Origin of the sequence: Pseudaminobacter soli (ex Li et al. 2025), assembly GCF_029892515.1 — a bacterium.
GTDB lineage: Bacteria > Pseudomonadota > Alphaproteobacteria > Rhizobiales > Rhizobiaceae > Pseudaminobacter > Pseudaminobacter soli_A.
The window spans coordinates 409,011-422,960 of the sequence record NZ_JARXVF010000001.1 but is presented as its reverse complement, the minus strand read 5'-3'; the positions used below and the strand labels follow the sequence as shown (position 1 = coordinate 422,960).

Below are 13,950 nucleotides of genomic sequence, written 5' to 3'. Positions count from 1 at the left end.
TTGTCTTGCGGTGCGGCAGGCAATGCTTGTTTCGGCAATGAGGGGCTGCACCGCCTAAGTTCTCACGAGGTGAGTTTCGTGTCGTTGCTGCAGGTGTACTTTCGAGCGCTACGGTATCTAGCTGTCGAAAAGAAACGCGTCTTCTTGATCTGCTCGGCTAACATCGTTTTGGCGATGGTTGCTATTGCAGAGCCGGTTTTGTTCGGCCGCGTGATAGACTCCATCTCCGAGAAAACTGAACTTCTGCCGACGCTGGCTCTCTGGGCGGGCCTGGGCGCCTTTAACATCGTCGCCTACGTTCTCGTTGCGCGCGGCGCCGACCGGCTAGCGCATGCCCGCCGCGTGGCAGTGCTGTGCGAATCCTTCGAGCACGTCATCACCATGCCGCTGTCGTGGCATCAGGAACGCGGCACCTCCAACGCGCTGCACACCCTGCTGCGCGCGGTCGAGGCCCTGTTCACCCTGTGGCTGGAATTCATGCGCCAGCACCTGACGACGGCCGTGGCCCTAGTGCTGCTGGTGCCGACCGCGATTTCGCTCGACCTGCGCATGTCGCTGGTGCTTCTGACGCTGGGCGTGTTCTACCTCGTCGTCAGCCGCGTCGTCATGCACAAGACCAAGGACGGTCAGGCCAAGGTGGAGCGCCATTACCAGGAGGTGTTCTCCCACGTCACCGACTCGGTCAACAACGTCTCGGTGCTGCAGAGCTACAACCGCATCTCCCTCGAGACCCAGAAGCTGCGCAGCCATGTGCGCGACCTGATCGATGCCCAGTATCCGGTGCTCGACTGGTGGGCGCTTGCCAACGCGCTGCATCGCCTGTCGTCGACCGTCTCGATGATGATCGTGCTGATGATCGGCGCCCTGCTGGTGTCGCGCGGCGAGTTGCGCATCGGCGATGTCGTCGCCTTCACCGGCTTCGCCTCGCTGCTCATCAGCCGCCTAGACCAGATTTCGAACTTCGCAAACCAGATCTTCGATTCGCGTGCCAAGCTCGAGGCCTTCTACACGCTCGAGGACTCGGTCGCTGACCGTCAGGAGCCTGCCGGCCTGAGCGATCTGGAGAACGTCACCGGCCATGTCCGCTTCGAGAATGTCGGTTTCGAGTTCTCGAACTCCGGCCAGGGCGTGCACGAAGTCTCCTTCGACGTTCCCTCCGGCCAGACCGTTGCCATCGTCGGCCCGACGGGTGCCGGCAAGACCACGATTATCAATCTGCTCCAGGGCGTCTACGCGCCGCAGAACGGCCGCATACTCATCGACGGCACCGATACGCGCACCGTCACCAAGAAGTCGCTGCGCCAGTCGATCGCGACCGTGTTCCAGGATGCCGGCCTGTTCAATCGCTCGATCGAAGACAACATCCGCATCGGCCGCGAGAATGCCAGCTATGCCGAAGTGCACGCCGCTGCCCAGGCCGCGGCCGCCCAGGACTTCATCCTCAACAAGTGTGATGGATACGACACCAAGGTGGGTGAGCGCGGCGGGCAGCTCTCGGGCGGCGAGCGCCAGCGCATCGCCATCGCCCGCGCCATCCTGAAGGATGCTCCGATCCTGGTGCTCGACGAGGCGACGAGTGCGCTCGACGTCGAGACCGAGACGCGGGTGAAGGATGCGATCGATGCGGTTCGCCGGGATCGTACCACCTTCATCATCGCCCATCGCCTGACCACCGTCCGCGATGCCGACCTGGTCATCTTCATGGACCATGGCCGTATCGTTGAGATGGGCGGCTTTGCCGAACTGTCGGCAACCAATGGCCGCTTCGCCTCGCTGTTGCGCGCCGGCGGCCTGCTGACCGACGAGGATGTGCGTAGTCTCAGCCACGTGTCGGCGCAGCCTGAAGCTGCATAACTACGAACGGGGGAGGCCGCCTGCGGCGACCTCCCGCATTGCAGGGGCACGCCGCTCAGGGTAGATAACCCGCTATGAGTGAAACAAGCGCACGGCCCGGCCGCTGGATCGATCTGGCAAACCCCACACGCTTCATTGCGCTGGCCGACCGGCTGCTGCCGTGGCTGGCCGGGCTTTCGGCGCTTCTGCTCGCCGTCGGGCTCTACATGTCGTTCGCTGCGCCGGAGGATTACCAGCAGGGCAGCACCGTCCGCATCATGTACATTCACGTGCCTTTCGCCTGGATTTCCATGATGTGCTATTCGCTGATGGCCTTGTCCTCGCTCGGCACGCTGGTCTGGCGTCACCCGCTGGCCGACGTCTCGCTGAAGGCTGCGGCGCCCATCGGTGTCACCTTCACCGCGTTGGCGCTGATTACCGGCTCCATCTGGGGCAAGCCTATGTGGGGCACCTGGTGGGTGTGGGACGCGCGGCTGACTTCGGTCTTCGTCCTGTTCCTGATGTATCTCGGCATCATCGCCTTGACGCGCGCGCTCGACGATCCGACGCGCTCGGCACGGGCCGCCGCGATCATGACGCTGGTCGGCTTCGTCAACATCCCGATCATCAAATTCTCGGTCAACTGGTGGAATACGCTGCACCAGCCGGCATCGGTGTTCCGCATGGGCGGACCGACCATCGACCAGAGCATGCTGTGGCCGCTGATGGTGATGGCCGTCGGCTTCACCCTGCTGTTCTTCGCGCTGCATCTGATGGCGATGCGCACCGAGATCATGCGCCGCCGCGTAATGGCCATGCGCTATGTCGCTGCACGCCGCGCCGACCGCAAAGCCGATTAAGAACAAGGGATTGGATTGCGGCCTTGAATCAAGGCCGCAACAATTCTTGCGCGTTCTCAGAACGCCTTGAAGGTGAGTGTCGTCAGCGAGCGCACGATGCCCGGCACATTGGCGACGTTCTCGTTGATGAACTTGCCGATGTCGACGTCGTCGTCGATGTAGATCTTCATCAGGAGGTCGTAGTCGCCGCTGGTCGAATAGAGTTCGGATGCGACCTCCCGCTCATAGAGTTGGTCCGCGACCGCATAGGTCTGGCCGGGCACGCATTGCAGTTGGACGAAAACGGTTTTCATTGTGCTCTCCTGACACGAGATTCGACCGCCGCTTGAGGCTTTCGATCCAACATCTCGTCTAGACTCGATAATCCGGTCAGCCACTGCGAGATCCATGCCGGCCAATCGCAGCGGTGCCGTGTTTCCGCTGTCTTACACGCCGAGCAAAGTCCGCACCAGCCTGTGATCGGGGTCGGCAAGACCTTCGATCACGTCGAAATGGTGCCGGTCGGCTTCTTCCACGCTCGAAACCTCGACCGTGAAGCTGCTCCAGAGGTTTTCGAGCAGGCTGTTCTGACGAACGAATTCGGGTCGCTCGTTGGCGCCCACCCAGCAAGTGATGTCCATGCCGTCGAGCGGCTCGAGCAGCGCAGCACTTTCCGCGCGCGCTTCCGCCATGTCGAGTCGCAGGGTCTCGTTCATCTCGGTGTTGAGCAGCGGGCGCAAATCATGCAGGCCGGAGATCGAAACGGTCTTGCGCAGGCGCGCGGCCACGTCGCGCTCAAGCGGCGACGTTGCGGTGTTCATGCGGCTGACCAGATGGCCGCCTGCCGAGTGTCCTGCAATGCGCAGCGGACCTTCGATCTCGCTGGCAGCGGCATTGATGGCCGCGCCGATCTGGCGAGTGATGTCGGAGATGTGCGCTTCCGGCGTCAGCACATAGGAAGGCATTGCCACCGCATAGCCATGTGCGAGTGGTCCGGCCGCCAGATGCGACCATGCCGATTTGTCGAAGGCCATCCAGAAGCCACCATGCACGAACACCGCGAGGCCCTTGGCATTCGCCTTCGGCAGAAAAAGATCGTAGCGGTTGCGCGTATGCGGGCCGTAGGCGATGTCCTCGCGCAGGCGCCCAGCACTGCGTATCTCATCGCGGAAGGCCGCTGCCGCGCTTCCCCACTTTGCCGGGTAGTCGTCGCCGCCTGGAATGTATGCCGAGTTCGAATAGGCATCGTCCCAGTTCGTGATCTTGTTTCCCGACATGTTTCCCCTCCCGTTTCGGTGTCGCCGATGGCTTCGCGCCTTATCGGTCATCGCCGCGCCAGCGCGCAAGTGCCAGCGTGGCCGCACGCGCATGCGCAAGCCCAGGCAGATTTGACGACTGAGGAATTAATTTCAAGCTTGAAATTTCATGCTTGAAATTATCGCGGGTCGGTGTCATCTTTTTCCCATCAGAAGGAGTTGCGCCGATGAAGATCGCCTGTCTTGGAGGAGGGCCGGCCGGCCTGTACTTCGCAATCAGCATGAAGCTGCGCGACCCGTCCGCGGAGATCGTCGTGATCGAGCGCAACAAGCCGGACGACACGTTTGGCTGGGGTGTCGTGCTCTCCGACGAAACGCTGACCAACCTTGCCGCCAACGACCCGGTGAGCGCAGCTTCGATCCGCGCCCATTTCGCCTATTGGGATGACATCGCCGTCCATTTCAAGGACACCAAGACGGTGTCGAGCGGCCACGGTTTCTGCGGCATCGGCCGCAAGCAGTTGCTGCTTCTCTTGCAGGCACGGGCGAAAGAGCTTGGCATCGAAATTCGCTTCGAGACCAATGTCGACGACGTCGCGGCCTATGCGGAGCAGTATGATCTCGTCGTCGCTTCCGATGGCCTGAACTCGCGGACCCGTACCGAATTCGCCGACAAGTTCGAGCCGGATATCGACGTTCGCGCCTGCAAATTCGTCTGGCTCGGCACGCATCAAAAATTCGACGACGCCTTCACCTTCATCTTCGAAGAGACCGAGCACGGCTGGGTCTGGGCGCACGCCTATCAGTTCGACAACGACACGGCGACCTTCATCGTCGAGTGCAGCACCGAGACCTGGGAAAAATTCGGCTTCGGCGAACTGAGCCAGCAGGAGAGCATCGAGGTCTGCCAGCGCATCTTTGCAAAGCACCTCGGCGGCCACGCGCTGATGACCAATGCGAACCACATTCGCGGCTCGGCCTGGCTGAACTTTCCGCGCGTGCTGTGCAAGCGCTGGTCCTACAAGAACATCGCGCTTCTGGGCGATGCGGCGGCAACCGCGCATTTCTCGATCGGATCGGGAACCAAGCTGGCGCTTGAGAGCGCGGTTGCACTTGCCGAATATGTGCATACCGAAAAGTCGCTCGAAACCGCTTTCGCCCGCTATGAGGACGAGCGTCGCGTGCAGGTGCTGCGCCTGCAGTCGGCCGCGCGCAACTCGCTGGAATGGTTCGAGGAGGTGGAGCGCTATTTCGACCTCGACCCGGTGCAGTTCAACTATTCGCTGCTGACCCGCTCGCAGCGCATCAGCCACGAAAACCTGCGCCTGCGCGACAAGGCGTGGCTGGAAAGCGCTGAGGGCTGGTTCCAGGAAAATGCGGGAGCGCAGCAGGGCACGCGCCGTGCCCCGATGTTTGCGCCATTCAAGCTGCGCGGCATGGAGCTGAAGAACCGCGTGGTGGTTTCGCCGATGGCGCAGTACAAGGCCGTGGACGGCACGCCGACCGACTGGCACCTCGTGCACTATGGCGAGCGCGCCAAGGGCGGGGCAGGGCTTCTCTATATCGAGATGACCTGCGTCAGCGCCGAAGGCCGCATCACGCCCGGCTGCCCCGGCTTCTACGCGCCGGAGCATGAAGTCGCCTGGAAGCGCATCGTCGATTTCGTCCACACCGAGACGGAAGCCAAGATCTGCGCGCAGATCGGCCATGCTGGCCGCAAGGCCTCGACCTGCATTGGCTGGGAAGGCACCGACAAGCCGCTGAAGGAAGGCAACTGGCCGCTGCTGTCAGTTTCCGACCTGCCGTGGTCTGCCGAAAACCAGACGCCGAAGGCGATGACCCGTGCCGACATGGACCTGGTCCGCGACCAGTTCGTTTCGGCTGCGCAGATGGCGGATCGCTGCGGCTTCGACATGCTCGAAATCCACGCCGCGCACGGCTATCTGCTGTCGTCCTTCATCACGCCAGTCACTAACAACCGCACCGATGAATATGGCGGCTCGCTGGAAAATCGCATGCGCTATCCGCTGGAGATCTTCCATGCGATCCGCGACGTCTGGCCGGAGAATAAGCCGATCTCGGTTCGTATCTCGGCCAATGACTGGGTCGGTCCGGAAGGCGTGACGCCGCAGGAAGCGGTGGAGATTGCTCGCGTCTTCCAGGAAGCCGGCGTCGATATCTGCGACGTCTCGGCCGGCCAGACCACCAAGTCCGCACGTCCGGTCTATGGCCGCATGTTCCAGACGCCGTTCTCCGACCGCATCCGGAACGAGACCGGCATGGCGACCATGGCCGTGGGCAACATCTACGAGCCGGACCACGTCAATTCGATCCTGCTCGCCGGCCGCGCCGATCTCGTCTGCTTGGCCCGTCCGCACTTGACCGATCCCTATTGGACTCTGCGGGCCGCCGCGACGCTAGGCGATACGGCCGAGGCATGGCCGGATCCGTATCTGCCGGGCCGCGACCAGCTTCGCCGCCTTGCCGAGCGCGCCGCCGAGATGGCGGCACAGGATCGCGCCGTATGAGTGATCTTGCCGGAAAGCGCGCACTGGTAACCGGCGGCGGCTCAGGCATGGGCGCGGCAATCGCCCGCGCGCTGGCCAATGCCGGTGCGACAGTCGTCGTTTCAGGACGGCGCATGGAAGCGCTTCAGGAAGTGGCAGAAGGCTCCAAAAACATCATCGGCATGACCGCCGATGTGACTGACGAAGCTTCGCTGAAGACGCTGTTCGATAACATCGCCGCTGAAGTCGGCGATCTGGATATCGTGATTGCCAATGCGGGCGCGGCCGAAAGCGCTCCCTATCATCGCACGGGGCTCGACCTCTGGCAGCGGATGATGGACGTCAACCTCACCAGCGTCTTCCTCACCTTCCAGCAGGCGCTGGCGAGCGGCATGATGAAGCGCGGCGAGGGCAGGCTGGTGGCGGTCGCTTCCACTGCCGGCCTCAAAGGCTATGCCTATGTCTCGGCCTACGCAGCGGCCAAGCATGGCGTGATCGGGCTGACGCGCTCTCTGGCGCTTGAACTGGCCGGGACAAGCATTACGGTGAACGCCGTCTGTCCCGGATTCACCCTTACGCCCATGCTCGAGCGCTCCATCGAAAACATCATGCAGAAGACCGGCAAGAGCCGGCAGGAAGCCGAGGCCGCGCTCACCAAGACCAATCCCCAAGGCCGATTCGTGCTGCCGGAGGAGGTGGCGCAGGCGGTGATGTATCTCTGCGGGCCGCATTCGGCCTCGATGACCGGACAGGCACTGTCTGTTTCGGGGGGAGAAGTATGAGCGTCACGCAGACTGACCAGCTTCCGCATTCTGACCGCCAGCGCGTGCGGGTCTGGTTGCGGCTCTTGAAGGTCACGAAAATCGTCGAGTCCGTGGTGCGCGAGAACCTGCGCGCCGAGTTCGACACCACGCTGCCGCGTTTTGACGTGCTGGCCGCGCTCTACCGCTTCCAGGACGGGCTCAAGATGAGCGAGCTTTCGACGGCGCTGCGCGTGTCCAACGGCAATGTCACCGGCATCATCGAGCGGCTGGTGACCGACGGCATGGTGCTGCGCGTGCCGGTTGAGGGCGACAAGCGTGCCACCCTCGTCCGCCTGACCAAAAAAGGGCACGACGAATTCTCGAAAATGGCGGAAGCGCATGCCCGCTGGGTCAATGAGGTCCTTGCCGACCTCACGCCCGAGGAATGCGAGCAGGTGATCGGCATTCTCGATGTCGTCGGCCACTCGCACAAACAGACTGCTGAGGTAAGTGATCATGACTGATATGGCGGGTTACGTCGCAAAGCATTTCCTCTGGCGTGTGGAGGACGGCATTGCCGTCGTCACGCTGGACCGCCCCGAGCGCAAGAACCCGCTGACCTTCGACAGCTATGCCGAGCTGCGCGATGTGTTCCGCGCGCTGGTCTATGCCGACGACATCAAGGCGGTCGTGTTCGGCTCGAATGGCGGCAATTTCTGCTCGGGCGGCGATGTGCACGACATCATCGGCCCGCTGCTCGACTTGGACATGAAGGGCCTGCTGCGCTTCACGCGCATGACCGGCGATCTGGTGAAAGCCATGATCAATTGCGGCAAGCCGGTGATCGCCGCTGTCGACGGCGTGTGCGTCGGCGCCGGCGCCATCGTCGCCATGGCCTCCGACATCCGCCTCGCCACGCCCGAGGCCAAGACCGCCTTCCTGTTCACCCGCGTCGGCCTTGCCGGCTGCGATATGGGCGCCTGTGCGATCCTGCCTCGCATCATCGGCCAGGGCAGGGCATCGGAACTGCTCTACACCGGCCGCACCATGAGCGCCGAAGAGGGCGAACGCTGGGGCTTCTACAATCGCCTCGTTGACGCCGCTTCGCTCGATGCCGAGGCGATCGCGCTGGCCCGCCGTCTCGCTGACGGTCCGAACTTCGGCCACATGATGACCAAGACCATGCTGAACCAGGAATGGTCGATGTCGATCGACCAGGCCATCGAGGCCGAAGCGCAGGCGCAGGCCATCTGCATGCAGACGCAGGACTTCAAGCGCGCCTACGACGCCTTCGTCGCGCGCGAAAAGCCGGTCTTCAAGGGCGACTGACATGGCGGACCGCAGCTTCCTGAACTGGCCCTTCTTCGAAGAGCGCCACCGTATCCTCGCCGACACGCTCGACCGCTGGGCCGCCGCCAATCTTGCCGACATCGACCATAGCGACGTCGATGCCGCCTGCCGCGAACTGGTGGCCAAGCTGGGCGAGGGTGGCTGGCTCGAATATTCGGCCGTCGATCCCGACGTGGCGGTCAGCAGGCTCGACGTGCGCAGCCTCTGCATCATCCGCGAGACGCTGGCGCGCCATGACGGCCTCGCTGACTTCTCCTTCGCCATGCAGGGCCTGGGCACTGGCGCGATCTCGCTGTTCGGCCGGGTGGACCAGAAGCGCGAGTGGCTGAGCCGCACGCGGGGGGGCGCCGCCCTTTCGGCATTTGCGCTCAGCGAGCCGAAGTCCGGCTCGGACGTCGCCAATCTCGACCTTGCTGCGCGCGAGGACGGCGACTTATACGTTCTCGACGGCGAGAAGACTTGGATTTCCAACGGCGGCATCGCCGACATGTACACCGTCTTTGCCCGCACCGGCGAAGCGCCGGGCGCCAAGGGCATTTCGGCCTTCATCGTGCCGGCTGATACGCCGGGCCTGTCGATCGCCGAGCGGCTGGAGGTGATCGCGCCGCATCCGCTCGCAAGGCTGTCGTTCGAAAACTGCCGCGTCCCGAAGTCGGCCATGCTTGGCAAGCCGGGCGAAGGTTTCAAGATCGCCATGTCTGTGCTCGACGTGTTCCGCTCGACGGTTGCTGCCGCTGCGCTCGGCTTCGCTCGCCGCGCGTTGGACGAGGCCGTTGCGCGTTCGACCTCGCGCGAATTGTTCGGAGCTCCGCTTTCCGATTTGCAGATGGTGCAGGGCCACATCGCTGATATGGCGCTCGACATCGACGCGTCTGCTCTCCTCGTATATCGCGCAGCCTGGCTGAAAGACTCCGGCGCCCCGCGGGTCAGCCGCGAGGCGGCCATGGCAAAGCTTTATGCGACCGACCGCGCCCAGAGCGTCATCGACAAGGCGGTGCAGATCCATGGCGGCGACGGCGTGCGCAAGGGGAGCGTCGTCGAAAGCCTCTATCGGGAGATCCGGGCGCTGCGCATCTATGAGGGCGCGTCCGACGTACAGAAAGTCATAATAGCCAGGCAGACACTGGCGGGAGGATAACAAAATGCTGGGACCATCGGCGCACACCGACACTTTTACACGTGACAACCTGCCGCCGATGGAGGAGTGGCCCGACCTGCTGCTCGACGGCTTCGATTATCCCGAAACCCTCAATGCCGGCGTCGAGTTCACCGACGCCATGGTCGCCAAGGGCTTTGGCGACAACATCGCGCTGATCGGCAATGGCCGCCGCCGCACTTACAAGGAACTGACCGACTGGTCGAACCGCATCGCGCATGCGCTGGTCGAGAACTATGGCGTCAAGCCTGGCAACCGCGTGCTGATCCGCTCGGCCAACAATCCGGCGATGGTCGCCTGCTGGCTGGCCGCCACCAAGGCGGGTGCGGTGGTGGTCAACACCATGCCGATGCTGCGCGCCGGCGAACTCGGAAAGATCGTCGACAAGGCTGAGATCGAGTTCGCGCTCTGCGACACGCGCATCCTCGACGAACTCGTCGCCTGCGCCAAGACCTCAAAATTCCTCAAGAAGGTCATCGGCTTCGACGGCACCGCCAACCATGATGCCGAACTCGACCGCATCGCGCTCGACAAGCCGGTGAAGTTCAACGCGGTGCCGACCAATCGCGACGACGTCGCGCTGCTGGGCTTCACCTCCGGCACCACGGGCGAGCCCAAGGCGACGATGCATTTCCATCGTGATCTGCTCATCATCGCCGATGCCTACGCCAAGGAAGTGCTTTCGGTAACGCCGGACGACATTTTCGTCGGATCGCCGCCGCTTGCCTTCACCTTCGGCCTGGGCGGCCTGGCGATCTTTCCGCTACGTTTCGGCGCGGCGGCAACGCTTCTGGAGCAGGCCACCCCGCCGAAGATGATCGAGATCATCGAAACCTACAAGGCAACCATCAGCTTCACCGCACCCACCGCCTATCGCGTCATGCTGGCAGCCATGGACAAGGGCGCGGACCTCAGCTCGCTGCGCGTCGCGGTCTCGGCCGGCGAGACGCTGCCGGCGCCGATCTACAATGCGTGGATGGAGAAGACCGGCAAGCCGATGCTGGACGGCATCGGCGCTACCGAGATGCTGCACATCTTCATCACCAACCGCCTGGGCGATTCCGCACCGGGCTCTACCGGCAAGCCGGTGGGCGGCTATGAAGCCAGGATCGTCGACGAGGATATGAACGAGAAGCCGCGCGGCGAAGTGGGTCGGCTGGCGGTGCGCGGCCCCACGGGTTGCCGCTACATGGCCGACAAGCGCCAGAAGGCCTATGTCCGCAACGGCTGGAACCTGACGGGAGACGCCTTCTATCAGGACGAGGACGGCTATTTCCATTTTGCCGCCCGCTCTGACGACATGATCATCTCGGCCGGCTACAACATTGCCGGGCCGGAGGTGGAGGCGGCGCTCTTGAGCCACGCCTTCGTTTCCGAATGCGCCGTCATCGGTGCGCCCGATGAGGAACGTGGCCAGGTCGTGCAGGCGCATGTGGTGCTGGCAAAGGACGTGCCGGCGGATGCCGCCACGATTAAGACGCTGCAGGACCACGTCAAGGCGGTGATCGCGCCTTACAAGTATCCGCGCTCGATCAAGTTCATCGATGCTCTTCCGAAGACCGCGACGGGCAAGATCCAGCGCTTTGTGCTGAAGGACGCAGCGCAGTAGCTATTGACTGCTAGGATAGCTGCCGGAACTTTTGTTGAGGGCGATCGACCGTTTGGCGGAAGATCGCCCGATCTATTTCGACGCCGGCACATTCTGGTCGAGATAGGTGAAGTCGAAGCCTGTGATCTCGGCCAGTGCCTCCCGGTCGAGGAAGGTGACTACGCCTTCTCGAAAGACCAACAGGTTTGCTTCGCGCAACTGCCGCAGAACCCGGTTCAGGTGAATGGCGGTCAGGCCGAGCGCGTCTGCCAGTATGCTCTGCGAGAGGGGGCAGCTGTAGCTGTCGGCGGTTCCGCGCCCGATGAGCTTCATGCGCACGCCGAGCTCCAAGAGGAAGTGCGCCGTCCGGGTCAGGGCATCGCGTCGTCCGATGCTGACGAGGTGTTCCACCACCATTGCGCCGTCGCGTGAGGCTGCCCATAGCAGCGCCAGCGCCAGACGCGGTGTGCCGTGGAATACCTCCCAGAGCCGCTCGGTGTTGATCCGGCTAACTTCGATGTCCGTCAATGCGACAAAGCTCTGGTCCGAGGTTCTGAGCAGCAGGCTGCGTACGCCGAGGAAGTCGCCAGGGATCTGGACATCGATGATCTGTCGCGCTCCGTCGTGCAGACGCTTGTACGAATAGGCCCAGCCCTCTCGGAGAACATAGGCTGCGTGGCGATGCTGGCCCTCGTAGACAATTTCCTTGCCAGCGTTGACCAGGGTTCGCGGGCCCTGGAGTTTTTCCAGCGCAGCGGCATCCTCCGGTTTCAGCTGCATGAATGCTGAAAGCTTCCGGGACAGTGCATCTACCTGCAAAGGCATCAGCTTCATTGGTTGGGCATCATCCTGTCTGTCACATCGTTCGATTAAGACCGAGTCAGCAGAAATGTCTGCGCGGTTAATTTTGAAATGATCTTGGGATGCTTGTCTATATATCTGCTCTAGATCTGCAGATATTGCTCAATTGGCTATGATTATAATCTATGACAGCAATGCATATATAAATCCTATATATGATCTGTACGATTGTTGTTAAAATTAAGGCGAATTAAGTATTCACCGTCACGCAGGAATTGGCCTTCCACTGCCTATTCGGTGTGCCATCCCGCCATTATCGATGGACTCTCCTTGGCGGCCACTGCTCCCGGTCAAGGGATATCGACGTCGTGCATCGGCCAAGGGGATGGGGTTTGTGACGCCTTCGGGCGCAAATTCACGAAAGCGGGAACCGCGCCGGCCGGCAGCTGCGTCTTGGGCCAGGGGCGAAAGGCTTGGGCCAGATGGCGCGCTGAAGTTGTGTCAGGATGTAGTGCTTTTTGTTTACGGTGGCGCCCGTTTTAATTTCTGGATTGGAAATGGAAGTACGTTGCCAAATGGATGTGAGTCAAATTCGGTTGCCTTGGCTCTGGTTTAGAAAAAATTACACGAAAAATAGTATAGATAAAATTTCCGTTACAAGTAATTCGTGTTTCGTTTTTGAGGTGGGCGCAATTAACGTGATCTAAACCTGGTTATCTACTTTCAAAAATAATGTAAACAAACCATTAACATGGATCAGTATCGCTACCACCAATATGTGTATATTCAGCATATGGATGAGGCATACCCTCGGAATTGGATGTCGATATACATCCGGATCATCCGGAACTAAGTTTTTCGCTCGTTTTGTTTAGTATTGCGTCAAGCGTGGGAAGTGCATCTAAGGCGTCGTGTCTATCGACGCCTCCGCAGATGCACGAGTGGGGTGAAAACATGATAAGTTCAGCAGCTACGAATGGCGGCCATTTGTCTGTCAACGGGAAGTCGATAAACCTGTCGCCTACCGTTGTGGATGGATTGACCGCATCTAAAATGGCGACGGCTTCCAATGACACTGATGCTCCCGACGGTCTGGAACAGTCTGCTCGCTCGCTTGTAATCATCGACAATCGCGCTCTTGATCGAGAGTGCTTCGCGCGCAGCATCGCCCTCCATAAGGAGGAGATGGAAGTACTGGCGTTCGGGTCCATCGAAGAGTGGAAGCGGAAGGAGGCGGAGTATCCGCCTTTGGCGGCGATCCTGCTCAATGTCGGCGGGCGCAGGATCACCGAGCCGGATGTGGCACGCGAAATTGCCAAGCTGGCGTCGGATTTCGCAACGACACCGGTGATCGTTCTGGCCGACACCGATGAGTTGTCCCAGATCCTAAAGGCGTTGGAATACGGTGCGCGGGGCTATATCCCGTCATCCGTCGGCATCGATGTGTGTGTCGAGGCGATCAGCCTGGCAATGGCCGGGGGCACTTTCGTGCCCGCCAGCAGCGTGCTGGCCGTAAGGCAGACGCTGGCATCCGGCGGCGAGACCGCGCCTCCCATGGGCGGCATGTTCACGCTGCGCCAGGCGGAGGTGGTGGAGGCCCTGCGACGCGGGAAAGCCAACAAGATCATCGCCTACGAGCTCAATCTGCGGGAAAGCACCGTGAAGGTGCATATCCGCAATATCATGAAGAAGCTCAAGGCGACGAACCGCACAGAAGTCGCCTACAAGATCAACGACCTTTTCCCGGGGGATTTTCCTCAACCCGCCGTCGGTAGGTCGGGCAGCTGGCACAGATAGGGCTGACCTGCTGCTTTGACATCGACCTCGCCAACCTGACCTGGCGAGGAACCATAGCATTGCGCAAGGCGCGGGCCCGA

12 protein-coding genes are annotated in these 13,950 nt (G+C 61.7%); 9 read left to right on the top strand and 3 right to left on the bottom strand.

The window, feature by feature from the left end; translation table 11 throughout:
• Positions 1 to 78 precede the first annotated feature (78 nt).
• Positions 79 to 1,854 (top strand): glucan ABC transporter ATP-binding protein/ permease, encoded by a 1,776-nt coding sequence (locus tag M2281_RS02070; RefSeq protein WP_280819431.1) that lies wholly within the window; start codon positions 79 to 81, stop codon positions 1,852 to 1,854.
• Between the two features lie 74 nt (positions 1,855 to 1,928).
• Positions 1,929 to 2,693, top strand: coding sequence for a heme ABC transporter permease (locus tag M2281_RS02065; RefSeq protein WP_280819430.1), 765 nt, complete (start codon positions 1,929 to 1,931; stop codon positions 2,691 to 2,693).
• 56 nt (positions 2,694 to 2,749) lie between these two features.
• On the opposite strand, the gene M2281_RS02060 is transcribed toward M2281_RS02065, so the two are convergent.
• Together M2281_RS02060 and M2281_RS02055 are read right to left on the bottom strand one after the other, a co-directional pair.
• Positions 2,750 to 2,986, bottom strand: coding sequence for an Lrp/AsnC ligand binding domain-containing protein (locus tag M2281_RS02060; protein WP_106725628.1), 237 nt, complete (start codon positions 2,984 to 2,986; stop codon positions 2,750 to 2,752).
• Between the two features lie 132 nt (positions 2,987 to 3,118).
• Positions 3,119 to 3,949 carry an alpha/beta hydrolase gene (locus M2281_RS02055; RefSeq protein ID WP_280819429.1) on the bottom strand — a complete coding sequence of 277 codons (831 nt, stop codon included), beginning with the start codon at positions 3,947 to 3,949 and terminating at the stop codon, positions 3,119 to 3,121.
• Between the two features lie 206 nt (positions 3,950 to 4,155).
• Between M2281_RS02055 and M2281_RS02050 the strand changes: the two genes are divergently transcribed.
• From M2281_RS02050 to M2281_RS02025, 6 genes are read left to right on the top strand one after another with little or no spacing between them, the layout of a single operon-like run.
• Entirely contained in the window at positions 4,156 to 6,456 is a 2,301-nt protein-coding gene (locus M2281_RS02050) for a bifunctional salicylyl-CoA 5-hydroxylase/oxidoreductase (RefSeq protein ID WP_280819428.1), read from the top strand.
• Positions 6,453 to 7,217, top strand: a complete 765-nt coding sequence (locus tag M2281_RS02045; protein WP_280819427.1) for an SDR family NAD(P)-dependent oxidoreductase — start codon at positions 6,453 to 6,455, stop codon at positions 7,215 to 7,217. The genes M2281_RS02050 and M2281_RS02045 overlap by 4 nt, the downstream gene beginning before the upstream one ends.
• Positions 7,214 to 7,702, top strand: a complete 489-nt coding sequence (locus M2281_RS02040; RefSeq protein ID WP_280819426.1) for a MarR family winged helix-turn-helix transcriptional regulator — start codon at positions 7,214 to 7,216, stop codon at positions 7,700 to 7,702. Before M2281_RS02045 ends, M2281_RS02040 begins: the two co-directional genes overlap by 4 nt.
• Entirely contained in the window at positions 7,695 to 8,507 is an 813-nt protein-coding gene (locus tag M2281_RS02035) for an enoyl-CoA hydratase family protein (protein ID WP_280819425.1), read from the top strand. Before M2281_RS02040 ends, M2281_RS02035 begins: the two co-directional genes overlap by 8 nt.
• Before the next feature lies 1 nt (position 8,508).
• Positions 8,509 to 9,666, top strand: a complete 1,158-nt coding sequence (locus M2281_RS02030) for an acyl-CoA dehydrogenase family protein (RefSeq protein ID WP_280819424.1) — start codon at positions 8,509 to 8,511, stop codon at positions 9,664 to 9,666.
• Between the two features lie 4 nt (positions 9,667 to 9,670).
• Positions 9,671 to 11,293: an AMP-binding protein gene (locus tag M2281_RS02025; protein WP_280819423.1), complete on the top strand. Its 1,623-nt coding sequence runs from the start codon at positions 9,671 to 9,673 to the stop codon at positions 11,291 to 11,293.
• Positions 11,294 to 11,365: 72 nt separating this feature from the next.
• On the opposite strand, the gene M2281_RS02020 is transcribed toward M2281_RS02025, so the two are convergent.
• Positions 11,366 to 12,106, bottom strand: coding sequence for a Crp/Fnr family transcriptional regulator (locus M2281_RS02020; protein WP_280819422.1), 741 nt, complete (start codon positions 12,104 to 12,106; stop codon positions 11,366 to 11,368).
• A 975-nt stretch (positions 12,107 to 13,081) separates the two neighbouring features.
• Between M2281_RS02020 and M2281_RS02015 the strand changes: the two genes are divergently transcribed.
• On the top strand, positions 13,082 to 13,870 hold the full coding sequence (locus tag M2281_RS02015; protein WP_425537695.1) for a LuxR C-terminal-related transcriptional regulator: 789 nt from the start codon (positions 13,082 to 13,084) through the stop codon (positions 13,868 to 13,870).
• The last annotated feature ends 80 nt before the right edge of the window (positions 13,871 to 13,950 follow it).

Coding starts and splice junctions, on each gene's coding strand:
- M2281_RS02045 (WP_280819427.1), top strand. CDS start 6,453: ATGAGTGATCTTGCCGGAAAGCGCGCACTGGTAACCGGCGGCGGCTCA.
- M2281_RS02040 (WP_280819426.1), top strand. CDS start 7,214: ATGAGCGTCACGCAGACTGACCAGCTTCCGCATTCTGACCGCCAGCGC.
- M2281_RS02060 (WP_106725628.1), bottom strand. CDS start 2,986: ATGAAAACCGTTTTCGTCCAACTGCAATGCGTGCCCGGCCAGACCTAT.
- M2281_RS02050 (WP_280819428.1), top strand. CDS start 4,156: ATGAAGATCGCCTGTCTTGGAGGAGGGCCGGCCGGCCTGTACTTCGCA.
- M2281_RS02030 (WP_280819424.1), top strand. CDS start 8,509: ATGGCGGACCGCAGCTTCCTGAACTGGCCCTTCTTCGAAGAGCGCCAC.
- M2281_RS02055 (WP_280819429.1), bottom strand. CDS start 3,949: ATGTCGGGAAACAAGATCACGAACTGGGACGATGCCTATTCGAACTCG.
- M2281_RS02020 (WP_280819422.1), bottom strand. CDS start 12,106: ATGAAGCTGATGCCTTTGCAGGTAGATGCACTGTCCCGGAAGCTTTCA.
- M2281_RS02065 (WP_280819430.1), top strand. CDS start 1,929: ATGAGTGAAACAAGCGCACGGCCCGGCCGCTGGATCGATCTGGCAAAC.
- M2281_RS02025 (WP_280819423.1), top strand. CDS start 9,671: ATGCTGGGACCATCGGCGCACACCGACACTTTTACACGTGACAACCTG.
- M2281_RS02035 (WP_280819425.1), top strand. CDS start 7,695: ATGACTGATATGGCGGGTTACGTCGCAAAGCATTTCCTCTGGCGTGTG.